Here is a 25,819-nt window from a genome sequence, read left to right on the forward strand (position 1 = left end):
CGTTAGTCCTTATCGCTCGCAATCGCATTCACCGCGGCGGCCGCCATCGCGCTGCCGCCGCGCCGCCCCCGCACCAGCAGATACTCCATGCCACGCGGGCGGTCGATCAGTTCTTGTTTTGACTGGGCTGAACCGACGAATCCGACGGGGCCACCCAGGACGGACACCGGGGGAGCCAGGCCCTCGTCGATGAGTTCGAGGATGCGGAACAGTGCGGTGGGAGCGTTGCCGATGGCGGCGACCGAACCGGGGAGCCGATCGGCCCAGAGGTCTACGGCGGCAGCCGATCTCGTGGTCCCCGTGCGCTGGGCCAGCTCCGCTGCGCGCGGGTCGGCAACCAACGAGACCACCTCGTTGTCGGCGGGCAGGCGCAGCCGGGTGATGCCCGCCGCGACCATCGAGGAATCGCACAGGATGGGCGCCCCGGCATCCAGCGCGGCACGGGTGCGTGCGACCACACCGGGGGTGAAAGCGATCTCGCCGGGCAGGTCCACCTGCCCGCAGGTGTGGATGAGCCTGACCACCACACGCGCCACATCGTCGGGAAACGCCGACAGATCGGCCTCAGCCCTGATGGTCGCGAACGACTGCCGATAGATCTCGGCTCCGTCTCGTACGTAGTCCAGCACGCGCTAACCCTACGGGTGCCGCTCCAGCGGCCGATAACCCAGCTCCGTCGCCACCAGCACCTGTCCCGTGCTGGGGGAGCCGCAGGCTCGCGGGCAGCCCACCCAATGCCGATGCACCGGTGAATGGATACCGCTGGCGATCTCTTCGGCCACCTCGAGGCGCACGTCGGCATGTACATCGGTCCGCGAACGCCCGCACCCGGGCAGCCCGGTGCAGGAACTGGCGTTGAGCCAGGGGGAGCGCTCGTCGAAGACCAGGCCCAGTGGTGCCAGCACACGCAGCACCGCGTCGGCGTCCCCGTGAGGTAGGTCGCACAGCAACACGGACCGCCACGGGGTGACGATGACTGGTTTTTCCACCGCCGCCAGTAGGGCCGCAACTCTGGCCGGCAGCTGCCCCAGCGGAACCGCGGCGCCCAGCGTCACCAGCTCACCCGGGGATTCGCCGGTCCGAAGCTGCTCGATCCACCCCACCGGCGCGCGTGGCGCAGGCGTGGGATCCGGCGGTCCGTCGATGAACACCGCATCGATCGCACGCGCAAGCGTGCCCGCGCCTTCGGGCAGCTCTGCGACCCGCCAGGCATTGCCGCGGATTTCCACGAACTTCCGGGCGGCCGTGAGCATCCGTTCGACTGCGTCGACGGCGTCGCCGTCGCACACCGAGGTGGTGCGGCCGCCGAGGAGCAGCCGCCATCCCTTCTGATCGTGGCGCAGCCCGATGTCGGCGCCCATGGCCGCCATGTCGCCGCGCCCGTCATCAAGGCTGAACAAGAATCGGCCGGGCAGCTCGGCGAGGGTGGCGGCGGCCGTCAGCCCGCGGTCAAGCGCGGAAACCAGGGGGCGTGCGTCCGGGAACTCGCCGGCCCGTCCCGATAGCGGGGAGGCGACGATGTTGCGGACCCGCTCATGACGTGGCGACGGCAGCAGTCCGGCCTCCGACAGTAGTGCCCCCACTGCATTCGCGTCCCGTACCGATCGCAGCTGCACATTGCCGCGAGAGGTGAGCTCCAAGATCGGCGCGCCATGGTCGCCGGCGGCCTCGGCCAACGCGGCCAGCTGCGCCGATGACAGCATCCCGCCGGGCAGGCGGATACGCGCCAACGCTCCGTCGGCCGCCTCATGCAACCGCAACGCACCGGGGCATGCGTCGTCGGCTGAGGAGCGGGTCACCTACTCACCGTAGGACTACGGTACGAATGTCTTGTGAGCGATGCCCCGATCTTGATCTTGTCGACGTCCGACACCGACCTGTTGAGTGCGCGCGCCAGCGGAGCGAACTACCGGTGGGCCAACCCTTCTCGCATCCACGTCGACGACCTGCCCGGCCTGCTTGACGGGATGGGTGCCGTGGTGGTTCGGCTGCTCGGCGGGCGTCGCGGCTGGGAAGAGGGCATCGACGCGGTAATCGCATCCGGCGTACCGGCAGTCGTCGTCTCCGGAGAGCAGGCACCCGACGCCGAGCTGATGGAATGTTCGACCGTCCCGGGTGGGGTGGCGTTGCAGGTGCACCGGTACTTGGCTGAAGGCGGGACGACGAACCTGCGCCAACTGCACGCCTTCTTGTCGGACACCATCTTGATGACCGGCATCGGATTCGAACCGCCGGCGACCAACCCCGCGTGGGGGGTGCTGCAACGAGAAGGCGCGCGTGCTACCCCGGACGGCCCCACGGTCGCGGTGCTGTACTACCGCGCCCAACAGCTCGCCGGAAACATCGCGTACGTCGATGCCCTGTGCACGGCCATCGAAGACCATGGCGGGAACGCTCTTCCGGTGTATTGCGCGTCGCTGCGTACTGCCCCGCCGGAGCTGCTGGAGACACTCGCGGCCGCCGACGCCATGGTGGTCACGGTGCTGGCGGCTGGCGGTGCCATTCCGGCGGCCGTGGGCGCCGGGGGAGCCGATGATGAATGGAGCGTGGCTCATCTTGCGGCTCTTGATATCCCGATCTTGCAGGGACTGTGTCTGACCAGCCCCCGTGAGGATTGGGACGCCAACGACGACGGCATGAGCCCGCTGGATGTCGCCACTCAGGTGGCGGTCCCGGAATTCGACGGACGCATCATCACGGTGCCGTTCTCCTTCAAGGAGATAGACGGCGACGGGCTCATCACCTATGTTCCCGACACCGAGCGCTGCGCGCGGGTGGCGGGTATCGCCTTGCGGCACGCGAAACTTCGATCGATACCGCCCGGTGAGCGCCGGATCGCCGTGGTCTTCTCCGCGTATCCCACCAAGCATGCACGGATCGGGAATGCGGTGGGACTGGACACCCCGGCGAGCGCGGTGGCGTTGCTGACCGCCATGCGCGATGCAGGCTATGACGTGGGCGCTGATGGTGACATTCCGGGTCTGCCCGCCACGGGTAGGCCCGCCGGGGATGGCGATGGCGACACCCTGATCCACGCACTCATCGAGCGTGGCGGTCAGGACCCAGACTGGCTCACCTCGGACCAGCTGGCGGGCAACCCGATTCGTGTGCCGGCGCGGCAGTATCGGGAGTGGTTCTCCCGGCTCGCTCCCGGGCTCGCCGAGCAGGTTGTCGAACACTGGGGTCCGCCGCCGGGAGAGCTGTTCGTCGACACCAGCGCCAACCCCGACGGCGATATTGTGATTGCCGCACTACAGGCAGGCAACACAGTGCTGCTTGTGCAACCACCCCGGGGATTCGGTGAGAATCCGGTTGCCATTTATCACGATCCCGACCTGCCCCCGAGTCATCACTACCTCGCCGCGTACCGCTGGCTGTCGGCTTCCCGTGACGAGGGTGGCTTCGGCGCCGACGCGCTGGTTCACCTTGGCAAGCACGGAAACCTGGAATGGCTTCCCGGGAAAACTGTCGGGCTGTCGGCAGATTGTGCCACCGATGCCGCGATCGGCGATCTGCCGCTGATCTATCCGTTCCTGGTCAACGACCCGGGGGAGGGCACTCAAGCCAAACGGCGTGCTCACGCGACCCTTGTCGATCATCTCATTCCGCCCATGGCGCGTGCCGAAACCTACGGGGACATCGCGCGTTTGGAGCAACTGCTGGATGAGCACGCGAATATCTCGGCGCTGGATCCGGCCAAACTGCCCGCCATCCGCCAACAGATCTGGACGCTGATGCGGGCGGCGAAAATGGACCACGACCTGGGCCTGGATGAGCGCCCCGACGAGGAGGTCTTCGACGACATGCTGCTGCATGTCGACGGATGGCTCTGCGAGATCAAGGATGTGCAGATCCGGGATGGCTTGCACATCCTGGGCAGTGCTCCCGAAGGAGGGGCCCAGGTCGATCTGGTACTGGCAATTCTGCGGGCACGCCAGATGTGGGCCGGTGAGCAGTCGGTACCCGGATTACGTCAGGCGCTGGGCCTTGCCGAAGACGGCACCGACGACCGCAGCCGTGTGGATGAGATCGATCAGCAGGCACATTCGTTGTTGACCGCTCTGCAGTCCGCATCGTGGAGTCCGGATGCGGCCGACGAGCTCACCGACGACCCGCAGGTAGCGCAGATCTTGCGGTTCGCGGCCACCGAGGTGGTGCCAAGGCTCAACGGCACCGACGGTGAGATTGATGCGGTTCTTCGTGCGCTGGACGGCAGATTCATCGAGGCCGGCCCCTCCGGTTCACCGCTGCGCGGGTTGGTCAACGTGTTACCGACCGGGCGCAACTTCTATTCGGTGGATCCCAAGGCGGTGCCGTCGAAGCTGGCCTGGGAGACCGGCCAGGCCATGGCCGATTCGCTGCTAGACCGCTACCGGTCCGACTACGGTGATTGGCCGCGGTCGGTGGGGTTGTCTATCTGGGGAACGTCGGCAATGCGGACCTCAGGCGACGATATCGCCGAAGTGCTTGCGCTGCTGGGTGTTCGACCGGTGTGGGACGACGCCTCGCGGCGCGTGGTGAGTCTGGAGGCCATACCGCTGGCAGAACTGGGGCGCCCGCGGATCGATGTCACCGTGCGCATCTCCGGATTCTTCCGCGATGCCTTTCCGCACGTGGTGACCATGCTCGACGATGCCGTCGCGCTGGCCGCCGGTCTGGATGAACCCGCTGCCCAGAATTATCTGCGTGCGCACGCCGAGACGGACCGCGCCGAACACGGCGATTGGCGGCGCGCGACCATGCGGATCTTCGGCTCCAAGCCGGGCACCTACGGCGCCGGGCTGCTGCAGCTGATCGACAGCCAAAACTGGCGCAATGATTCCGATTTGGAGCAGGTCTACACGGCGTGGGGTGGGTTCGCCTACGGCCGCGGGCTCGATGGTGCCGCCGCCAGCGAGGACATGCGTCACCAATATCGGCGAATCGCGGTGGCCGCCAAGAACACCGATACCCGCGAACACGACATTGCCGATTCCGATGACTATTTCCAGTACCACGGCGGTATGGTCGCGGCGGTTCGGGCGCTCACCGGCAAGGCTCCGGCCGCCTACATCGGTGACAACACTCGACCCGACTCGGTGCGTACTCGCACGTTATCCGAAGAAACCACAAGGGTTTTCCGTGCGCGTGTGGTCAACCCGCGATGGTTGGAGGCGATGCGCCGGCACGGGTACAAGGGTGCCTTCGAAATGGCAGCCACCGTTGACTATCTGTTCGGATACGATGCGACCGCGAACGTGATGGCCGACTGGATGTATGAGCAGCTGACCAACAGCTATGTGCTCGACGAGCAGAACCGCAAGTTCATGCAACAGTCAAACCCCTGGGCGCTGCACGGTATCGCGGAGAGACTGCTGGAGGCGGCCAGTCGTGGATTGTGGGAGAAGCCCGATCAGCAAGTTTTGGATGATTTGCGAAATGTCTTCCTCGAAACCGAGGGCGAGCTGGAGTCGTAGCATCGGGGGATGGCCCGGGACAAAGGCTTAGACATCGCCACGGTTGCGATGGGCCGTTACATCTTGTTGACCACCTTCACCAAGGACGGGATACCGAAGCCCACCCCCATGTGGTTCGTCACCGAGGGCGACGAGCTACTGATGACCACGGGGGGCGACTCCTGGAAGATCAAGCGCATCCGGCGGAGCCCCAAGGTGACGGTGGCCGTATGCACCCAACGCGGACGGGTGATCAGCCCGACGGCCGAGGCCACCGCCGCCGTGGTCGAGGACCCGGCCTCGGTCGAACGCATCCGTGCCACGGTGATCAAGCGTTACGGGTTGTTCGGCCGGATGGTGTCCGCCTTCAACTCACGTCGCGTGGGCGTCAGGGTCGGAATTTCGGTGACGCTGGGCGCGCCGGAAGGTCACTGACCTCCCTACGATGGTCGGCATGGGTGCGAACCTCACGGTGCCGACGTTCGACGACATCTGCGCCGCCAAATATGTCTTGTTGACCACCTACACCAAAGACGGCCGGGCCAAGCCCGCCGCGGTGTGGGCGGCCCCGGAGAACGGCGAGCTGCTGGTGTGGACCGAGACCAACTCGTGGAAGGTGCGGCGCATCCGCAACACCCCGCGCGTGACGCTGGCCGTCTGTGATGTGCGGGGCAACGTTCGTAGCGGTGAGATCGAAGGAACTGCGAGGGTGCTGGACGCTGACGGCACCGAACGGGCTCGCGCGGCCATCACCCGCAAGTACGGCGTACTGGGCTGGCTGCTGGTGAAGGCGAGCATCCTGCGTCGCGGGCGCAGCGGCACCATCGGGCTGGCCATCACCGGCTGACCCGGGAACCTGGCGGCCGGCCGGCTCGTTGACGCGATATGTGGCCAGGCCTGTTTCTGCTGTACGTGATTGTCGAGGTGTCCGCCCTCGTGGCGTTGACCTCGACGGTGGGCATCGGCTGGACCATCCTCGCCGTGGCAGGAGCCTTCGTCATCGGTCTCGTGCTGGCCGGTTCACAGGCCAGGCGAGCCCTTGGCCAGTTGCGACGCGGTGGCAGGTCTCCCGGTGGGGCCATCGCCGACGGCGCGCTGATCGCGCTCGGCACCATTGCGGTGGTGATCCCCGGACTGGTGTCCTCGGCCCTCGGACTGCTGTTGCTTCTGCCGCCGACCCGTGCGGTGCTGCGGCCGCTCCTGGCATTCGTCGCGGCACGGCAGCTGAGCCGGCGTGCACCCCTGATCGGCGTCATCCCGACCGGATATGGCGCGTATCAGCGCACCGCACCCCGGCCGACCACGGTCGACTACATCGACGGCGAGGTGATTGACGTCGCCGACGAATCCGGCCCGCAGACCTATAGATATCGCCCCGGCCACGACCTGCCCGCGTAGACGTCGCCGAAACCCGGCAGAATTACCGAGTGCAGACTCGTTCGGATGCTCTTCGCGCAAGCGGCTCATCGCGGCCTGATGCTCTTCGCGCAAGCGGCTCATCGCGGCCTGGCGCTCTTCGCGCAAGCGGCTCATCGCAACTACTCATCAACGCCCGCGTGTACAGCCCGTCGCATCCGGCCGCGACCGCTATGGCGGTGACCGGCGATGTCATCAGCTGGATCGGCGAGGACGACCTCGGTCGGGCCGAGTTTCCGGATGCCGAGATCGTGGACCTGGAAGGTGCCTTCGTCGCGCCCGCGTTTGTCGATGCCCATGTCCACGTGACGGCACTCGGGCTATCCCTCATCGGGCTCGACTTGTCGGATGTGACCGCGCGCGAACAGTGCCTGGACCGGCTGGCCGCGTACGCGAGGGAGCATCCCAACGAGGTGATTTGGGGCCATGGCTGGGACGAATCGCGGTGGCCGGATGGCCGTCCGTTGACCACCACCGAGCTCGACACGGCGGCATCCGGCCGGGCCGTTTACCTCGCCCGCATCGACGTGCATTCGGCCGCGGCGTCCACGGCACTGCGGCAGCAGGTGCCCGGACTTGCCGAGGCGGCGGGCTTTCACCCCGAGTGGCCACTGATCGGGGCGGCGCACCATCTGTTGCGGGCTCATGCGCGCGGAGCGTTCTCGGCCGCTGGGCGAGCACAGGCGCGTCGGGCGGCCCTGGACGCCGCCGCGTCGCTCGGGATCGTATCGGTGCACGAATGCGGAGGGCCCGAGATCGGTGGGTTGGAGGACTTCCGTGAGCTGTTGGCCACCGAGCACGGAGTGCAGGTCACCGGGTACTGGGGAGAACCGGCCCGCGACCCTGACCACGCGGGTGAGCTCGTCGCCGCCACGGGGGCGGCGGGTCTGGCCGGGGACCTCTTCGTCGATGGGGCGTTGGGATCGCGTACCGCCTGGCTACGGGAGCCCTATCACGACGCGCCGCATACCTGCGGAAGCAGACATCTGGACGCCGAAACAGTTGAAGCGCATCTGGACTCGTGCACGCGGGCCGGCATCACGGCGGGGTTCCACGTGATAGGAGATGCCGCCGTCACCCAGGTTATCGACGCCCTGGGCCGGGTTGCCGAGCGGCACGGGGTGCCCGCAGTGGCGCGGTGTGGCCACCGCCTGGAGCACCTCGAAATGGTGTCCGCCGCGCAGGCCGGACAACTTGGTCGTCTCGGGGTGATTGCCAGCGTGCAACCGGCCTTCGACGCCCTCTGGGGCGGTCCAGACGGCATGTATGCCGACAGGCTCGGCGCGGACCGGGGTACTCAGCTAAACCCGCTGGCGCTGTTAGCATCCCAAGGCGTGCCCCTAGCGTTCGGTTCCGACGCCCCCGTCACGCCCATGAACCCGTGGGTGACGGTGCGGGCAGCAGCACATCACCGCACCCCGAGTAGTTCGGTATCGGTGCGCGCGGCATTCGGCGCCGCTACCCGAGGTGGCTGGCGCGCGCAGGGGGTTCACGACGGTGTGACCGGCACGCTGACCCCGGGAGCGCTTGCCAGCTACGCGATCTGGGAGACAGGGGACTTGACCATCAACACCAGTCAACCGGGAGTTCAGCGCTGGTCCACCGACCCGCGTTCGCGTGTGCCGGCCTTACCGGATCTGTCGGACGGCGCCGCAGCGCTCCCCACGTGTCTTCGAACCGTCCACCGCGGCAAGGTGATCCATGGCTGACGAAACAGTCGAGGAGTCTGTTGCCGAGACTCGTGGCGATGAAGTGGCTGACCTCGGCGGCGAGCGGACCGAGGATTCGATAGCCGACGAACCCGAGGCTCCCGCCGAGACTGGTCCCTCGCGCGGCAAGCTTTTCGCGGCGGCGGTAGGTGCCCGCATCGTCGCATTCGGTCGGGCGTGGATGCGAACGGCCACCCGCCAGGGCGCGGCGCTTATCGCGGGCCTGGCATTGTGCGCGAGCTTCCCGCCGTGGGGTTTCTGGTGGGCGGCATTTCCCGCGCTGTCGGTCCTGGGGCTGGTGCTCTGGTCGCCGAGAACCACGCTGCGCGGTGGACTCGGGTACGGGCTGCTCTTCGGTCTCGCGTTCTTCATCCCGCTGCTGCCCTGGACCGGGCAGCTGGTGGGTGCCGTGCCCTGGTTGGCGCTGTCCCTGCTATGCGCGCTGTGGGTGGCACTGTTCGGGCTGCTTGCCGTCGCGGTGCGGAACCTGCCCGGTTGGCCGTTGTGGTTCGCCGCGGCGTGGTCAGCCACGGAGTGGGGCAAGGCGAGCATCCCATTTGGTGGATTCCCGTGGGGCCGTGTTGCATTCGGACAGGGCGACAGCCCAATGTTGGGCCTTGCGCGGTACGGGGGAGCGCCGCTGGTGTCCTTCGCGGTGGCCCTCGGGGCATTCGCGGTGACCGCGCTGGGCATCGAGATGTACCGCTGGTGGCGCAGCCCTTCGGTGGGCCCGGATGGTGCCCGCCCCATGCCCTCGGTGCTACTGCCGGGAGTGTGTGTATGTCTTGTCCTGTTCGCGATGGCGATCAGCTGGCAGCAGGTTCGGCACGCCAGCCATGGCGCGACCGACGGGCGGACTGTCACCGTCGCCGCTGTTCAGGGGAATGTGCCCCGGCTGGGCCTGGATTTCAACGCGCAGCGGCGCGCCGTGCTGGATTACCACGTCAAGGAGACCGTCCTGCTCGCTCAGGATGTCAAGGCCGGGAAGGCCCCCGCCCCGCAGTTCGTGGTGTGGCCCGAGAATTCCTCAGACATCGATCCCATCCGAAACGCCGACGCGGCCGAGGCCATCAACGAGGCGGCGCAAGCCATCGGGGTGCCGATTCTTGTGGGTGGCGTGCTGCGGCACCCGGACTCCACCCCCGAACAACCGAAGTCGATCAACTCGATCATCGTGTGGGACCCGAACACCGGCCCCGGCGAACGTCATGACAAGCAGATCGTGCAGCCGTTCGGTGAGTATTTGCCGTGGCGCAGCTTCTTCGCGCACTTCTCCGAGTACGCCGATCGCGCCGGATACTTCGTGCCTGGGGACGGCAACGGTGTCGTCACTGCCGGCGGCGTCAACATCGGTGTCGCCACGTGCTGGGAGGTGCTCTTCGACAGGGCGCTGCGCCAATCCACACTCAACGGTGCCGAGATTCTCGCGGTACCGAGCAACAATGCCCTGTTCGGCAGCGCGATGAGCGAGCAGCAACTGGCCATCTCGAAGGTGCGGGCCGTTGAACACGACCGTGAAGTCGTCGTCGTCGGAACCACCGGGATCAGCGCCTTTGTCTCCCCGGACGGGGTCGACGCGGGTCGCACCACGTTCTTCGAACCGGCGTACATCGATATGCAGGTGCGACTGCACAACGACCTGACACCCGCCACGCAATGGGGTCCCTGGGTGGAATGGGCGCTTGCTCTGATCGCCGGACTGGCCGTCCTGGCCTCGGCTGGCCTGGCGATACTGCACAATGGAGGGCTGAAGAGGCCGGAACCCGAGGTTGAGCCGGCCTCACCGACTAAGGAGACCTGACCGGAGTGGATCCCGTGACCGAACGTCCGAGTGCCCGGACCCTGGTGATCATTCCGACGTACAACGAGCGGGAGAACCTCCCGCTGATCCTCGGTCGGTTGCACAAGGCACAGCCCGATGTGCACGTGTTGATAGTCGATGACGGGAGTCCGGACGGTACCGGGGAACTGGCCGACGAGGCCGCCCTCGCCGACCCTGACCGTGTGCACGTCATGCATCGCAAGGAAAAGGGCGGCCTGGGTGCCGCGTACATTGCGGGGTTCGGCTGGGGTTTGGCCCGTCAGTACTCGGTGCTGGTGGAGATGGACGCCGACGGCAGCCACGCCCCCGAGCAGCTGTCCCGACTGCTGGACGCAGTGGACGCCGGGGCGGATCTGGCGATCGGTTCGCGGTACGTGCCCGGCGGCACCGTGGTCAACTGGCCGTGGCGCCGACTGGTGCTGTCCCGCAGCGCGAACGTGTATGCCCGGCTGGTGCTGGGCGTGAAACCGCACGACATCACCGCGGGCTACCGCGCGTACCGGCGTGAGGTATTGGAAAAGCTGGATTTGGGAGCCGTCGAATCACACGGCTACTGCTTCCAGATCGACCTGACACTGCGCACCATCGCCCACGGCTTCGAAGTCGCCGAGGTTCCGATCACCTTCACCGAACGTGCGATCGGAGAGTCCAAGATGAGTGGCTCGATCATCAACGAGGCCCTGGTCAAGGTGACCAAGTGGGGTGTGCAAAGCCGCTTGGACCGGGCCCGCGGCGTCAATCGCTGAGGTATCCGATCCTCAGGCGTTGCAGGCCATCAGGCCACCGTCGACAGGAACAACCGCGCCGGTCAGATCTGACGCGACCGGTAGCACACGCGGTGCGCCAGCGAGCGTAGGCGTCCTTGTCCTCGGCGGGGATCGCGTCCGTCATCGCGGTATCGATGGTCCCGGACAGATGCAGTTGACCGTGATTCCGTCCCGTCCCAGATCGTCTGCCAGGCATTGTTCACGAGGATGTCGAGACGGCCGAACCGCGCACCCGCGGCAGCGACGACCTCGCTGATTTGTGCGTCATCGGTGACGTCCAGGGCCCCAGGGCACGGCACGCTCACCGATCGCGTCGGCGACTACTGCCGCGTCTTCCAGACGCCGATCGGTGACTGCGACAAATGCCCCGTCCTCGGCGAAAATCCGGACAGTGGCTCACCCCTGGGCGGCGCCGGTGATCAGCACGGCCGATCCCGCTATAGACCTGCCCGACACACTCATGGGTGTGCGTGACTAGCCGCGGCGGCGACCCTTGATCAGCTCCAGGCGCTCTTTGAGCAGTTCATCAAGCTCTTCGACACTGCGGCGTTCCAGGAGCATGTCCCAGTGTGTGCGGGGCGGCTTGACCTTCTTGGGTTCGGGCACGTCGCCATCAAGCAGTGTGCCCTCCAGGCCGTTGCGGCACGCCCAGTTGGCCGGGATCTCGGCGTCATGAGCGAACGGAACATCGAACTCTTCGCCGTTCTCGGTGCGATAACGGGCCATGCGACGCGGCGCCAGGTCGTGGTCACGATCGGTTTCGTAGCTGACGGCGCCGAGTCGGCTGCCTCGTAGAACACGATCTGCCATGTGTACTTCTCCTCTTCACTGCGGGTCTGTGCGATCGGATCCCGCGTTCGATTGCTGGTGGCTGTCTACCTCAACGCGGTATCCGCGGCGTTAGTTCCCTGTTCACGCAGGTTGTGGCCCTCATTATAGTTCGTGAACACTCGCCTGACCGTCACCGCTACGCATCTGTGACGCGTGGCGGAGTTTTACGTCCGCGTCAACTGCGCTGCGCGGTCGTGATTGCCGCCCGGCCGTCGACCGAGGACCGACCGACATCGGCGGACGCGTAGTGCTGCAGTAGCTCGCGCGTGGTCAGGTGCGCCTCGCAGGTGAAGCCATGCGCGGCCAGCAGAGCGTCCGCGCCGGTCGCGGTGAGCCCGGTGAGATACGGTTCCCCGAACCGGGCAGCGGCCTGGGTCCAGAGCCGGGCGCGAAGGGACGTACTGTCTCCGGCCACGACATCGGTGTCCAGATAGTCGAAAACCAGGCGGCTGCCGGGCGCACACAACGAGGCGAGATCGGCCAAAGTCGCATCAAGCGCTTCCCGGGTGAGGTAAGCGGTGACGCCAAGCCAAACGACCAGGCTCGGCCGGGTGGGGTCGAATCCGCTGTCGAGAAGCTTCTCGCGGAGCGTGTCGTGCTCGAAATCGCAAGGAACCCAAACAATCGGGTTGGGGGATTGCACTGGCCGGAGCCGCTCCATGACGGCCCGTTTGTCTGCTTGAGTGGTTGGTGCGTCCACCTCGAAGATCTTCACGGTGCTGTTCGAGACTCGGCGCAACGCGGTGGTGTCGAATCCGGCACCCAACAGCACCAGCTGGTCGACACCATCGTTGACGGCGGCCTCGACCACGTCGTCGGTGTAGCGCGCCCTCAAGACCAAGAAAAAGTGGCCGGCTGCGCCGAATACAGATTTCAGCACCTCGATGAATGCGCGCGCGGCCAGGGGATGGATCAAACACACCCGTAATAAGGGACTGTGGATGAAGTACCGCGAGTAGGGATCATCGAGCAGACGACGATCCGGCGGCTGCAACGTTTCCGCTGCGCGCTGGGCGGCACAGGATTGCGCCGTGAAGCTCGCCCGGCGATCGAGGCGCCGACTTTTCACGCGGTGGTCTCCGAATCTCTGGTAGCCGACAATTACCGAATCACCGCCGGATCCGTCTCTCGAAATGCGCGGCACGGCACCCGCATGGGCCACCAGAACCACCGTCCCAGCAGTGTCGCGATGGACGGGATGACGAGCGAGCGCACGATGAGGGTGTCCAGCAGCAGTCCGACGCCCACGGTGGTGCCGATCTGCGCCAGGGTGCTGGAGTAGCCGGCGATCAACGCGAACATGGTGAAACCGAAGATGAGGCCCGCTGTGGTCACCACACTGCCGGTGCCCACCATGGAACGGATGATGCCGGTTTTGATTCCGGCCCGGAGCTCCTCCTTGAACCGGGCGACGAGCAATAGGTTGTAGTCGGCGCCGACCGCGACCAGGAATATGAAGGAACACGGCGCCACCGCCCAGTGCAGGGGCAGGCCAATGCCGTACTGCCATATGGCCACGCTGAGGCCCCACGCCGAAAGGAACGACAGCCCCACGGTGCCGACGACGGCGACGGCGGCGACGAAGCTGCGCAACAGCAGCAGAACCACACAGAAGACGAAGGCGAATGCGGCGACGGCGCTGGTGATGAAGTCTTCCTTGGCGAAGGCGGCGATGTTGAGCAGTGTGCCGCCGGCGCCGCCGATGCTGATCTTGCTGCCGCCTAGTGAGGTGCCTTTGAGTGCGGCTTTGGCGGTGGGGATGATCTTCGCGCTGTAGTCCATGCTCTCTTTGCTGAACGAGTTCACGTCGCCCATCACGAGCATGCGGGTGATCTTGCCGTCCGGGGAGAAGAAGACGGACAGCGCGGACTGGAAGAGCGGTGATTCGAAAGCCTGGCTGGGTAGGAAGAAGTACCCACTGGGGTCCCCCTTCATGTACGTGTCGGCGATCTCCCGCAAGAACGCGGTGACTTCGTTCATCTGGACCAGTAGCGAGTCCGCCATGCCGCGGATGGGCGTGAGCGTGCGCTGCGAGTCGGCCAGAAAGCGGTCCAGCAACCGGACTTGTGACACCAAGTTCGGCAAGGACTCCGAGGCGATGCGGGAAGCATCCACGAGGTCTTCGAACTTGCGGCCCCCGGACTGGTTGAGTCCGTCCAGAACCGCCAGACCGGTCAGTGCCGAATTGCACGGGATGAGTTGCCGACAGTCCGGAACCATATCGACTAGCTGGCCCGCCGCATCGATGCCGCTGGCGAGCAGCGGCTGCATCTCATTGTGGATGCCCTTCGCCGTTTTCAACAATTCGATCAGCCGCTGGCGGGTGGCATTGCCTGCGCCGCCGGGCAATTCGACGGCCCGCTGGGTAACCTCAAGATCCTTGAGAACCACTTTCACACCCACGGAGAGCTGATCGATCTGGCCGGTGATCCTGGCAATACCGTTGAGTTGCGTGCTGACCATCTCGGCTATTTGGGACATCCGTTCGCCGATGTAGCCACCCTGATAGGTCAGAGTGCCCTGGGGCAGTGGGGAGATCAGCGGACGGGTAATGCCTTGTACCGCTTGGACGCCATCGACGGAGTAGACGGCGTTGGTGAGTTTGGCCAGGGCGATCAGGTCGGCGGAGTTGCGCATGTCGTGGTCGGATTCGACGAAAAGCAGGTTCGGGTTGAGCAGGTTGGGGGGTAGGTGCCGATCGGCGGCATCCAGGCCCAGGTTTGCTTCGGTGTTGGCCGGTTGTGCGGCGCGTTCGTTGTAGCTGATGACGTAGGTGGGCAGGACCAGGATTGCCAGCGCCAGCACGGCCAGGCTGCCGGCGAGCACGGGGCCGGGCCAACGGACCACGTGGGTGGCGATGCGCCGCCAGCGCCGCACGGCCCGGTCCCCGCGTGGTTCGTAGAGTCCGAGGCGGCAGCCGATGGCCAGTAGCGCCGGGCCCAGGGTCAGCGCGGCGGCCAGGGCGGTAAGGATGCCGATGGTGCAGGGCAGACCGGAGGTGGAAAACGCCGCGAGTCGGGTCAGTGTCATACAGGCGGTGGCGCCGGCAACGGTGAGCCCGGAGGCGAAGATGATGCGTTGCACGCTGGATAACGCGGTGTAGTAGGCCGAGGTGGGGTCTTGGCCGGCGCGGCGTGCTTCTTGATATCTGCCGAGCAGGAAGATGCCGTAGTCGGTACCCGCGCCCAGCACGATGCCGGCCAGCAGGCTGGAGGCGAAGATGGAGATGCCGATGATGCCGTGCTGGCCGAGCAGGGCCACGATCGGGCGGGCGGTCACCAGCGCGACCGCCACCACGAGCAGGGGCATGGAGGCGGTGAACAGTGAGCGGTAGGTCAGCGACATGATGATGGTGATGCAGATGGCGCAGGCGATGATGATCGGCAGGATGGACCGATTGATCGCCAGCAGTTCATCATTGACGACCGCCGAGGGGCCGGTGACGTAGATCTTGACTCCGTCCGGCGGCGGGTAGGCCTTGACGATGTCGCGGACGGCTTGGGTGGATTCCATGGCCAGGGCGGTGCCCATATTTCCGGCCAGGTTCAGATAACTGAAGGAGGCCTTGCGGTCGCGGCTTTCGAACGCCGGCGCGAAGGAGGGGTCGGACCACAGGTCGATGGTGGTGATGACGTGTTTGTTGTCGGCCTTGAATTTTTCCATCAGGTCGGCGTAGTAGCGGTGCATCTCGGCGCCGAACGGCTTGTCGCCCTCGGCCAGGACCGCCACGAAGTTGTTGGTGCCGCCGTTGCCGAAGTACTTGCCCATGTTGGCCAGCGCCTGTACCGAGGACGCCTCGTCGGGCAGGAAGGACAACGCGTGTCCCTCGATCACCTTCTCCAGTTGCGGCCCAGCGGCATTGAGCCCGCACGCCAACAACACCCATAGGATGACGATGGGTATGGATAGTCCATACAACAGTCGGGCGTACAGCGGCCGCCGCTGCCCGGCGTTGGTGCTTGTGCCGGCGTAGGTTCCCCGACGAAACGGCACCACAAACTCGTTGCGTACCCGCCTACCGAATGCCCGTGATCGAGCCGAGAATGTCTCGGCGCCAACGGGAGCCGCTATCGGGCCGGTATCTGCTTCGCTCTCGTCCTTCTTCTTCATGCGACTTGCACCTTGCAGCTGGCGATGCCTCCGCTGGCGGTGGCGACTTGCTCGTCCCGGACCTTCCCATCGACGGTGATCCGGCATCCGACTCCCGAGCTGTTGGACTGTACGACCATGCTGGTCACCAGGGACGGCTCCACGGTGCGTAGCGCCTCCTGCCAGGGCAGGACCGTGTCGACGTTCTGGTTGTGGCCGTCGTCGTCCAGGTAGGACACCGTCGCCGGAGTCCCGGCGGGGCCGACGGCCTCGTATTGGATGGTCCGTTCAGAAAGGCTGCCCAGCGTGGGGAGGCGGCTGACCGTCCCGGCCGCCTCGTCGGGGATATCGCTCGCACGCAGTTTGAGGATGAACAGCGCCGCGACGGTAAGCACTGCCAGCACAACAAGATACACCCAAGTGTTTCTCATTGATTGGCCTTTGAGGGAAGCGGCAAAGTCATTGTGAAACACCCTTCGTGTTGCCAATCATGCGCGTACAGTGCGAATTCCACAGGATGACAGGGCAGGTAAAGCATCTTTGATGGTGACGATGATGGCAGATGAGCTGAGGGTGTCCCGCGGTTTCCGCAAAAGTTTCGGTGTTTCCGGTTGGTCCAATTACTAGGAGAGGGCAGCACATTGGTCGCGGTGGCCATCATTGGCATTGGATGCAGGTTTCCCGGGGGTATTGGTGATGCGGATAGTTTCTGGAACTTTGTGTTACACAAAGGGGACGCGGTCGCAGACATTCCGAAAGACCGGTGGGATGCGGATAAGTATTACGACCCGGACCCCGATACCCCGGGCCGGATGTATACACGCCGGGGTAGTTTTCTGACGCAGGAGTTCCGGCGGTTCGACGCGGATTTCTTCGGGATTTCGCATCGCGAGGCGGCCGTGCTGGATCCGCAGCAGCGGCTGCTTTTGGAGACCACGTGGGAGGCGCTCGACGACGCGGGGATCGCCGGGCAGGCGGTGGGCGGCAATGTGGGTACGTTCATTGGCGGCTTTATGAACGACAACATGATCAGTCGGGGTTTGGCCCGAAACCTCGAGAAGATCAACAACTTTGCGGCCTTTAGTGCCTCGCAGACCTTGCTGTCCAACCGCATCGCCCATGCCCTGGATCTGTGGGGTCCGAGCATGACGGTAGACACGGCGTGTTCGTCCTCACTCGTTACCACCCATCTGGCGGTGCGGGCGGTCGCGAACGGAGAGTGCGACGTGGCGCTTGCCGGCGGGGTGAACGTGATGTTCCAGCCGGAGACGTTCATTACCATGTGTAAGGGCCGATTCCTGGCTGCCGATGGCCGCAGTAAGTCGTTCGACGCCGCGGCCGACGGTTATGGCCGGGGTGAGGGCGTCGGGATTGTGGTGCTCAAGAACCTCGAGCAGGCCCAACGGGACGGTGACCATATCTATGCGGTGATCCGCGGCAGCGGGGTTAATCAAGACGGACGAACGATCGCGCTGCCGGTGCCAAACCCGGTGTCGCAGCAGCGCCTCGCGGACCGGGTGATCAAGGAGGCGGGTATCGATCCGGCACTGGTCGGGTACATCGAGGCGCACGGCACCGGCACCAGTGTGGGTGATCCGCTGGAGGCGCAGGCGTTGGGCCACTCATACGGCAGGGTGGCCGGGCGGGCGCGGCCGTTGGTGATCGGTTCGGTGAAGAACAATTTTGGGCACACCGAGGCCGCGGCCGGAGTCGCGGGCTTGATCAAGGCCGCGCTCACCGTGCAGCGCCGCACCATCGCACCGCAGGTCGTGCTGGACAAGCTCAATCCCGAAATCCCGTTTGACCAGTTGCAGATCCGGATCCCGACGGAGGTCGAGCCGTACCCCGATCTAGGCGCACCAGCCTATGCGGCGGTGAACAGCTTCGGCTATGGCGGGACCAACGCACATGTACTGGTGCAGGAGCCCCCCGCGCCGGTGCAGACGGAGGCTCCGGCTCGAGACAGCATCCGGATATTCCCAGTCTCCGCCCGCAGCGGCTCCGCACTGCACGAGGTGGCCGGGCGCTACGCCAAGCAGTTGAGCTCGGATCTCTCCCAGGACGGTGCGCAGCGTTTGAAGACCGCCGCGACGGCTCGTCGAGCGCAACACTACCTGCGCAAGGGGTTCATCTACCGTGACGCTGATGATCTTCTCGCGCAGCTGAATACCTATGCGGCGAGCGATGAGGCGGCGCCACCGCGCGCCCTCGTCGAGGGGATCTCCGATCCGGTGTTCGTCTTCAGCGGCATGGGCCCACAGTGGTGGGGGATGGCGCGTGCTTTGTTGGAGCGCCCTGGGATCTTCCGGGACGCCGCCGCCGAGATCGATGAAGTCTTCCAAGAGATTTCGGGCTGGTCTGTGATCGCCGAGCTGCTACGGCCACAGGCAGACTCACGCGTGAGCCGCACCGAGATAGCCCAGCCGGCCAACTTCCTGGTGCAGTCCGCGCTGGCAAAGCACTTGCAACAGTTCGGAATCCGGCCCACGGCTGTGGTGGGGCACAGTGTCGGCGAAGTGGCTGCCGCGTATGTCAGCGGCGCGCTCTCGCTGCGGGATGCCGCAACGGTCTCATTCCACCGGTCTCGTCTGCAAGCCAAGACGGCGGGGTCGGGCGGCATGCTCGCGGTGGGCCTGGACGCCGAGGAGGCCCAGCGCCGCGCCGCACGATTCGGTTCCGCGGTATGCGTCGCCGCCATCAACAGCACGGCGGCGACGACACTCTCCGGCGACTCCGCGGCACTGCAGACCCTGCACGACGAGCTTGCCGGCGACGGGATTTTCGCCCGGATGCTGCACGTCGAGGTGCCGTACCACAGTCAGCTGATGGATCCCATCCTCGGTGAACTGGCGACCGCGCTGGCGGGGTTGACCCCACGCAAGGCAGCGGTTCCGGTGTACTCCACGGTCACCGGAGAAAAGATGCACAGCGCGGCCTTCGCCGAGCCCGACTACTGGTGCAAGAACGTGCGCGACAGCGTCTTGTTCGCGAAAGCCGTGGATACGCTCATCGTGGACCGGTACCGGGTGTTCCTGGAACTCGGGCCCCACCCGGTGCTTCTCGGGAACATCCGCGAAAGTTTTGTGCGCCACAGCGTGTCCGGCGCCGCGATCCAGACGCTGCACCGTGACCAGGATGACGAACAGTCGGTGTTGCAGGCCATCGCCGATCTGTATGCGGTGGGGGCGATTGACGCGCCGGGACAGGCCGATATCTACGAGAGTGGCGTGGTCCCGCATATGGATCTGCCGAAGTATCCGTGGTCGCAAGAAGAGGTGTGGGAGGAGGATCCGCTCACGTTGCGTGCGCGATACGGTGACGCCGACCGCTTCGCTCTGCTCGGTGACCGCGTGGACGCGTTGACGCCGCAGTGGGAAGTCACCCTGGCTCCCGCGAATCTGCCCTGGCTACCCGACCATACGGTGTTGGGCTCTGTCGTGTTGCCCGGCACCGCGTACCTGGATGCCGCGTTGTCCGCGGTCCGTCAACGCTCTGGCCGGGCGCAAGCGGGCCTGGATTCGGTGGTGTTCGCGGTGCCGCTGGTGGTCGCCGACCATGACGCCCCGATCACGCGAATCACCGTGGACGAACCGACTAAGCGGTTCACCGTCAACGGCCGGTCCGCGCACACCCAACTGTGGACGGCACATGCCAACGGGCGGCTGGTCGAGGCGAATCTGGGGTCCAAGCGGATCGACGTGTCGGCGTGGTCGGCGAACGACAGGGTGTTCGACGGCGAGGACGTCTACAAGGGACTGTCGGCCGTGGGGCTTTCGTACGGTCCGGCATTTCAGCGCATCCAGAGTGTGCGCATCGGCTCGGCCGGTTGTGTCGCCCAACTGGCGAGTCCGGAATCCGTTTCCGCGCAACGGCATGCCGTGCATCCCGCGCTTGCCGATGCTGCCCTGCAGTGCATAGCGGTGCTGTTGGCGGCACGCCCGGAGCTGGACATACCTCCGACGGCGCATGTGCCGGCGTCGATTGACCGGGTGCGCCTCTATGGCGAGGTTCCCGAGGATCCGGTCGCGGTCGTCGAGATCACCAGCACGCAGCCGTTGTGTGCCAATGCCTACCTGGCTTCGCGGGACGGCGAGGTCGCCTTGGCCATGACCGGGGTCACGCTACGCCCGGTGGGATCGGCCTCGACGCCGCTGTCCGAGCTTGAGCAGTACTTCTACGAGCCTCGCTGGGAGCCTTTGGAAGAGGAGATTGAGGGTCAACCCGCGCCTACTACCACCGCACCCGCGGCCCGTCCCGCGAACGTGATTGTCGAGATCGCGCAGGTACCCCTGGCCGTGGCCGAAGGAGCCCGCCGCGCGGCCGCCGCGGGTGTGGTCGTCCTGAATGCGGACACCGTGGAAAAAGCAAATCTCGCAGTCACTTTCGCCGAGGCCCTGGATCGGGACGAGTTCTTGAGGGTGTTGGTCACGGTGGGCTCCGGAAAGTCCGCGGTGGAGAACGTCGCGGGGCTCGTCACCGTCGCACAGTCGTTGCGCATGGTCATGGAGGCCGAGACCGAACGCGGTGTCGTGAGCCCGGATGTACAGGCAGTCCTCGTGAGCAAGAACGCTTTCCTGGCTCCGGGTGATCGCGACCTGGATCTTGATCAGGCGGCATTGGTGGGCGCACGCAGAGTGCTGGCGAACGAGCAGCATCCCGCCAAATGGTCTCTGGTGGATCTGCCGGCAGCCGTCAGCGCGGAGGAGGTGACCGCGGAGATCGGCGCGATGAACCGCGCCGAAGAAGTCGCGGTGCGCCAGGGCCTGCGCTGGACCCAGCGGATGCGGCGGTCCCTGCCCGAACTCGTCGCACCCTGGGAGGAACCATTTGAGCCCACGGACCCCGAGGTGGCCTATGAGGTGCAGATCCCAGATACCCGCACGCTCAAGGACATCAAGCTACGTGCATGTGATCGCATAGAGCCCGGTCCACGGCAGGTGGAGGTCCGTGTCGAGACTGTGGGACTCAACTACAAGGATCCGCTGAAGGTGCTCGGTATCCTCACGGAGCGTGAGCTCGGCAAGACGTACTTCAAGCTGGAGCCCGGCATGGAGGGCTTCGGCGTCATCACCCGAGTTGGCTCACAGGTCACCGAGGTTCGGGTAGGCGAAAGTATCGCGGTGGCGGAGCGAGGCCTGTTGCGCCGCTACCTGACATTCGACCTCGACGGCGGCGCAGCCTGGGAGCCGATAGCGGACGTGCACCTGCAGCGCGACGAGTTCGACCCGCTCGCCGTGGGTTCCGGTGTTCCGTTCTTCACCGCGGGCTACGCCTTCTACAAGCTCGCTGATGTGCGGCCCGGTGAGACCGTTCTCATCCACGGTGCGGCCGGCGGTATGGGCATGGCCGCGGTACAAGTTGCCGCCAATATGGGTGCGGTCGTCTACGCGACGGCGGGTAGTGAGGAGCGGCGGCGCGCGGCGCTGGACCTGGGCGCGACCGCGGCCTTCGACTCACGGTCTGTCGGATTCGTCGACGACATCCTGCAGATCACCGAAGGACGTGGGGTCGACGTGATCTACAACTCGCTGCCCGGCGAGATGATTGCCCAGAACTTCGCCGTCGCAGGGGAGTTCTGCCGGATCATTGAGATCGGCAAGGCCGATATCTACTTCGGCGGGGCAACCGATCTTAAGCCCTTCAGCGGTAATCTGTCGTTCCACTCGATCGATATGGACCGGATGCTGCGGTTGCGCCCGGAGATTTTCCGTGAGTTGCGGCGCGAATGCACCGAGATGCTCACCGCGGGCAAGCTCACCCCGCTGCCATACACGAGGTTCCCGATCGAAGAGGTCGTCGGGGCGTTCGAGGCGGTGTTCCGCGCCGAGCACATGGGCCGGATTGTCCTGGATCTGCGCGATCAGACCCCGACGCTGTTGCCCCGGAAGCCCGAGCCAGCCCCGGTGCGTCCGGGTCACTCCTACCTCATCACCGGTGGATTCGGCGGGTTCGGTTTGGCCACGGCCCGCTCACTGGCCAGGGCCGGCGCAACCCACCTGATTCTGGCCAGCCGCAGCGGCGCCGCCACCGAGGTGGCGCGCGCCCAGATCGAAGCCTTGCGTGCCGCCGATGTCGACGTGTGGGAAGAACAGGTCGACATCAGTGACTATGACCAAGTCGCGGATCTGATCGCGAAGGTGGAGGCCTCCGGACATCCGCTGCGCGGTGTCTTCCACGCCGCCGCGGTGGCCCACGACGAGGTGATCGCCGATATCAGTGCGGAGTCGCTGCGCAAGGTGTTCCGGCCGAAGGTGCAGGGTGCGCTGAATCTCGACAAGGTCACGCGCGAGCACGATGTTCCGCTCGATCATTTCGTGCTGTATTCCTCGATCAGCGGCCTCATCGGCATCGTTCCGCAACTGACGTATGCGGCAGCCAACAGCGTGTTGGACGGCCTCGCCGCATCGCGGCGCGCGGCCGGGCTGCCTGCGCTGTCGGTGAGTTGGGGTGCGATGAGTGGTGGCGGCATGGCCGAGTCGGATGCGATCGTTAAGTTCCTCGACTCGGTGGGGCTGCGCCGCCTCAACATGGACATGGGGGCGGCCTTCATGCGGGAATGCTCACGCTTCCCGTTGTCGCATGTTGCCATCGCCGGCATCGATTGGGGGGTCTTGCGCACCCCCTTGCCCTCGACCGCCAAGAGCACGCGTTTCGCCCATTTGTCGGCAGAAGCCGCCGCGGTATCCAATGAACAGGCCGCATTCCGTGCGGCGGTGTTGGCACTGCCGGAGGAAGAACGGGGTCCGATGGTCACCAAGGAACTGGCCAAGGAACTCGCCAACGTCCTGAAGGTCGACGTCGACAGCATCGATCCCAAGGGACCGATCGCGGATCTGGGGATCGATTCCCTGATGGCGGTGGAGTTCGCGGCACGCGCCGGTAAGCAGTTGAACATTCAGATCAGTGCCTTCCAGTTCACCCCGGACCTCACCCTCGAGGCGGTGGGTGCCCGGGTGGCACTACTTATCGCTCAAGGGGTCGGCGATCCCGATCACGACGGGATATAACTGGTTGTGACTGTTATCCAGCCCCCTGCTCCGCTTGAATGCTGGTGGTGGCCAAGGCCCTATCAGCAGTCTCTGCCCACGGTGCTGTTTTTCCCGGGTGCCGGGGCGAACCACGCCGGCGAGCAGCACCTCGTCCCATATCTGGCGGGCGTCAACTTCGGGGTCTGGCGAATGCCGGGGCGCAGCACGCGATCGCAGGAACCGCCCCCGGAGAAACTTCGGGTACTTGCCGATGAGTGCGCGTCGGCGATTATCGGACTCGGCTGCCGTCGACCGGTGCTGGCGGGCAAGAGCTTTGGTGGCTTGTTCGGATATGCGGTATGCCAGGCGCTCCAGGCGCGGGACTTCGAAGTGGGCCGGTTCATTCCGGTGGTGAGTGGGCATCCGTCGCTGTGGCGAATGGACGCGTTATACGCCAAGACCCGGGGGCACAGCCCGCAACAGCATGCGCTCTGGAGACTCACCAACGACGAGCAACGCGGGGCGTGGCCACCGAAGAAGATAGCGGACGAATCATTGCTGGCGCAGGCGCGGCTACACGCGGTGATCGATTTCAGCCTTGGCCTGCAATCGATTTCACGGCGCCGGATCACCACACCCATCACCGAGGTGAGCGCCAAGGACGACGAGGTGCTCCCCAAGTTCGCACCACCACGCCGCTGGGCCCCCTACACCCAAGGGGAATTCACCAGCATCCTCGTCACGGGAGGACACTACTTCTACTGGGCCAACCCGCAGGCCCTCTCGACCATCTTGACCCATGAAGCCGAGTTCGCCCTCAGCGGCTCGTTCTCGTAGCCGCCGGGGACGCGTCATGTACCGGCTACGGGTTTTCGCGTTGGCAATCCGGTCCGGTGTATTGCCAGTTCGGGTTGCTTGAGTATTGGCAGCCCGGGCCCACATACTTCCAATTGGGGGCCGGGGCGGGCAGTCGCCCGCCTTCGCCGCGCCAATCGCGTCCTCCGTACCGCCAGCCCCAGTTGTCGAACCAACTGTCCGGGTTGACGCAGCCGGTGACGGTTCCCGGGCCCCACGGCGGTGGGGGTGAGGGGTACGGCCCGTCGAAGCACACATCCGCGGGGGCCGGTGTCGGCTGTGCCGACGCTGTCGCCGCGTTCATGATCGCGACCGGCGCGGCGATGATGCTCGCTGCTAACACGGCCTGCCCGAGCATGGTGATCTTCTTCATCGCACAACCTCCGACGTTGGATGCCGCTGTGATCTCGCAAGATTAGCGCAACGGAAGCCGTTTTCCAGGCAATTGCGGTAATTGCGCTCGTTCACGTAGGGCGGCGCGAACCGGCGGCCGCCATGCGGGTCTACCAGTAGCGTTGCCGGGGGCAGTGTGGGCGTGGGTGCGACCGCAACGAGTTTGCCCGACGGGCACGATGCGCCGCCCGAGCGGCGTGGGTTTCACCGGGGCCGTGCGTGAACGGGGAAACGGCCCACCACTACGCTGCTGCACGTGGCACGTCGCAAACACGCTCAGCCCTGCAAGTGGTGCGGGCGTGAAGTCGACGACGCCGAGCTGGGTCGGCGACGCCAGTATTGCCGCCAGTCCTGCCGACAGCGTGCCTACGAGCAGCGGGCGGCGGTCAAGGGCACCTCGGTACCCGCGGATGCGGTGGTGCTCACCGCTGACGAAGCCGCCGACCTGGCCGATCGGGTCTATCAGGCCCGATGTGCGGCCGAGGATGTCGCAACCGCTGTGGAGGAAGGTGCGACGCAGGACGAGTTGCGCCAGCTGTGCGAGGAGCTGCTGCGGGCCGCCAAGGCTGCCGACGGCTGGCGTTAGTTCTTTTACGTCTGCTCGCGCATAACTCTTCACGGGATCTGAACGCGCTCATAGGTTGTCAGAAACTGCCGATACCGCCGCCGACCCGTAAGGATTCTCGAGCTTTTCATGACCACCCGTAATACGTTGGTGGCCGCTGCGGCGACTGACTCCGACGCTCCTGAATCCGGCCCATCCCGGCGGGAGTGGGTCTTAGAGCGGCGCTGGGAGATTGTCCGTTTTCTCTCGCCGCTCGCCGTGCTGCTGATCTGGCAGGCGGGTAGTGCATGGGGGCTGATCGACCCCGATATCCTGCCCGCGCCATCGACGATCGCTCGCGCCGGATTCGAGCTGATCGCCAACGGACAGCTAGCCGAGGCGCTGCGGGTCTCGGGAGTTCGTGCCGCCGAAGGTCTGTTGCTGGGCGGTGTGATCGGGGTGGTGCTGGGTGCTGCGGTCGGTTTGTCCCGGCTTGCCGATGCCGTGGTAGATCCCACCATGCAGATGATCCGCGCATTGCCACATCTCGGACTCATCCCGCTGTTCATTGTGTGGTTCGGCATCGGTGAGCTGCCCAAGGTGCTGATGGTGGCGCTCGGAGCGGCATTCCCGCTATACCTGAACACCACGTCCGCGATTCGGCAGGTGGATCCCAAACTCTTCGAAACCGCTCAGGTACTGGGTTTCTCCTTCTGGCAGCGCTTGCGGGTCATCGTCATTCCCGGTGCGACCCCGCAGGTGCTCGTGGGACTGCGCCAGTCTTTGGCGCTGTCCTGGCTCACGCTCATCGTCGCCGAGCAGATCAATGCCGACGCCGGCGTTGGATTCCTCATCAACAACGCGCGCGATTTCCTTCGTATCGACGTCATCATCTTCGGCTTGGTGGTCTACGCGTTGCTGGGCATTGTCACCGACGCCATCGTGCGTGTGCTGGAACGGCGTGCGCTGCGATACCGATCATGAAAGGTC

General features: G+C 65.6%; 20 protein-coding genes. 12 read left to right on the plus strand and 8 right to left on the minus strand.

The genetic code is table 11. The features are described 5' to 3' along the window. Positions 1–2: 2 nt before the first annotated feature. Together MAB_RS11215 and cobG are read right to left on the minus strand one after the other, a co-directional pair. Positions 3–629, minus strand: a complete 627-nt coding sequence (locus MAB_RS11215; RefSeq protein ID WP_005080079.1) for a precorrin-8X methylmutase — start codon at positions 627–629, stop codon at positions 3–5. 9 nt (positions 630–638) lie between these two features. After that, complete coding sequence (gene cobG, locus MAB_RS11220; RefSeq protein WP_005086496.1) at positions 639–1,799, minus strand: precorrin-3B synthase; 1,161 nt, start codon at positions 1,797–1,799, stop codon at positions 639–641. A 33-nt stretch (positions 1,800–1,832) separates the two neighbouring features. Here cobG and cobN point away from each other — a divergent pair, with 33 nt between their 5' ends. The 7 genes from cobN (at position 1,833) to MAB_RS11255 (ending at position 11,128) form a co-directional block, all read left to right on the plus strand. Then, positions 1,833–5,456: a cobaltochelatase subunit CobN gene (gene cobN, locus MAB_RS11225; RefSeq protein WP_005086495.1), complete on the plus strand. Its 3,624-nt coding sequence runs from the start codon at positions 1,833–1,835 to the stop codon at positions 5,454–5,456. 9 nt (positions 5,457–5,465) lie between these two features. Next, positions 5,466–5,870, plus strand: coding sequence for a PPOX class F420-dependent oxidoreductase (locus MAB_RS11230; protein ID WP_005086494.1), 405 nt, complete (start codon positions 5,466–5,468; stop codon positions 5,868–5,870). A gap of 10 nt (positions 5,871–5,880) precedes the next feature. After that, positions 5,881–6,282: a PPOX class F420-dependent oxidoreductase gene (locus MAB_RS11235; protein WP_005080074.1), complete on the plus strand. Its 402-nt coding sequence runs from the start codon at positions 5,881–5,883 to the stop codon at positions 6,280–6,282. 38 nt (positions 6,283–6,320) lie between these two features. Further along, positions 6,321–6,833 (plus strand): FxsA family protein, encoded by a 513-nt coding sequence (locus MAB_RS11240; RefSeq protein WP_005086493.1) that lies wholly within the window; start codon positions 6,321–6,323, stop codon positions 6,831–6,833. A 191-nt stretch (positions 6,834–7,024) separates the two neighbouring features. Continuing rightward, positions 7,025–8,560, plus strand: a complete 1,536-nt coding sequence (locus MAB_RS11245) for an amidohydrolase (RefSeq protein ID WP_050438729.1) — start codon at positions 7,025–7,027, stop codon at positions 8,558–8,560. Further along, complete coding sequence (gene lnt, locus MAB_RS11250; RefSeq protein WP_005086490.1) at positions 8,553–10,361, plus strand: apolipoprotein N-acyltransferase; 1,809 nt, start codon at positions 8,553–8,555, stop codon at positions 10,359–10,361. The genes MAB_RS11245 and lnt overlap by 8 nt, the downstream gene beginning before the upstream one ends. 5 nt (positions 10,362–10,366) lie before the next feature. Then, positions 10,367–11,128 (plus strand): polyprenol monophosphomannose synthase, encoded by a 762-nt coding sequence (locus MAB_RS11255; RefSeq protein ID WP_005061374.1) that lies wholly within the window; start codon positions 10,367–10,369, stop codon positions 11,126–11,128. Positions 11,129–11,190: 62 nt separating this feature from the next. On the opposite strand, the gene MAB_RS11260 is transcribed toward MAB_RS11255, so the two are convergent. Further along, positions 11,191–11,448: an SDR family NAD(P)-dependent oxidoreductase gene (locus MAB_RS11260; protein ID WP_005110720.1), complete on the minus strand. Its 258-nt coding sequence runs from the start codon at positions 11,446–11,448 to the stop codon at positions 11,191–11,193. Between the two features lie 50 nt (positions 11,449–11,498). On the opposite strand from MAB_RS11260, the gene MAB_RS25315 reads away from it, so the two are divergent. Continuing rightward, a complete protein-coding gene (locus MAB_RS25315) occupies positions 11,499–11,627 on the plus strand; it encodes a hypothetical protein (RefSeq protein WP_005092327.1) in 129 nt (42 codons plus the stop codon). Here the strand turns inward: MAB_RS25315 and MAB_RS11265 are convergent. The 4 genes from MAB_RS11265 to MAB_RS11280 form a co-directional block, all read right to left on the minus strand. Beyond that, a complete protein-coding gene (locus tag MAB_RS11265; RefSeq protein WP_005061379.1) occupies positions 11,624–11,959 on the minus strand; it encodes an RNA polymerase-binding protein RbpA in 336 nt (111 codons plus the stop codon). The two genes, MAB_RS25315 and MAB_RS11265, sit on opposite strands and share 4 nt — an antisense overlap. Positions 11,960–12,155: 196 nt before the next feature. After that, complete coding sequence (locus tag MAB_RS11270) at positions 12,156–13,049, minus strand: class I SAM-dependent methyltransferase (protein ID WP_005110723.1); 894 nt, start codon at positions 13,047–13,049, stop codon at positions 12,156–12,158. Positions 13,050–13,081: 32 nt separating this feature from the next. Further along, positions 13,082–16,090, minus strand: a complete 3,009-nt coding sequence (locus MAB_RS11275; RefSeq protein ID WP_005092322.1) for an MMPL/RND family transporter — start codon at positions 16,088–16,090, stop codon at positions 13,082–13,084. Continuing rightward, entirely contained in the window at positions 16,087–16,485 is a 399-nt protein-coding gene (locus tag MAB_RS11280; protein ID WP_005080067.1) for an MmpS family transport accessory protein, read from the minus strand. The genes MAB_RS11275 and MAB_RS11280 overlap by 4 nt, the downstream gene beginning before the upstream one ends. A 225-nt stretch (positions 16,486–16,710) precedes the next feature. Here MAB_RS11280 and MAB_RS11285 point away from each other — a divergent pair, with 225 nt between their 5' ends. Further along, positions 16,711–23,076: a type I polyketide synthase gene (locus MAB_RS11285; RefSeq protein ID WP_005096246.1), complete on the plus strand. Its 6,366-nt coding sequence runs from the start codon at positions 16,711–16,713 to the stop codon at positions 23,074–23,076. 6 nt (positions 23,077–23,082) lie between these two features. Beyond that, entirely contained in the window at positions 23,083–23,874 is a 792-nt protein-coding gene (locus MAB_RS11290) for a thioesterase II family protein (protein ID WP_005098177.1), read from the plus strand. Positions 23,875–23,899: 25 nt separating this feature from the next. On the opposite strand, the gene MAB_RS11295 is transcribed toward MAB_RS11290, so the two are convergent. Beyond that, positions 23,900–24,265, minus strand: coding sequence for a hypothetical protein (locus tag MAB_RS11295; RefSeq protein WP_005061394.1), 366 nt, complete (start codon positions 24,263–24,265; stop codon positions 23,900–23,902). A 276-nt stretch (positions 24,266–24,541) separates the two neighbouring features. Between MAB_RS11295 and MAB_RS11300 the strand changes: the two genes are divergently transcribed. After that, positions 24,542–24,871 carry a hypothetical protein gene (locus tag MAB_RS11300; RefSeq protein ID WP_005080063.1) on the plus strand — a complete coding sequence of 110 codons (330 nt, stop codon included), beginning with the start codon at positions 24,542–24,544 and terminating at the stop codon, positions 24,869–24,871. A gap of 108 nt (positions 24,872–24,979) precedes the next feature. Beyond that, complete coding sequence (locus MAB_RS11305; RefSeq protein ID WP_005080062.1) at positions 24,980–25,813, plus strand: ABC transporter permease; 834 nt, start codon at positions 24,980–24,982, stop codon at positions 25,811–25,813. The last annotated feature ends 6 nt before the right edge of the window (positions 25,814–25,819 follow it).

It is taken from the genome of Mycobacteroides abscessus ATCC 19977, assembly GCF_000069185.1.
In the GTDB taxonomy this organism is placed as follows: Bacteria; Actinomycetota; Actinomycetes; order Mycobacteriales; family Mycobacteriaceae; genus Mycobacterium; species Mycobacterium abscessus.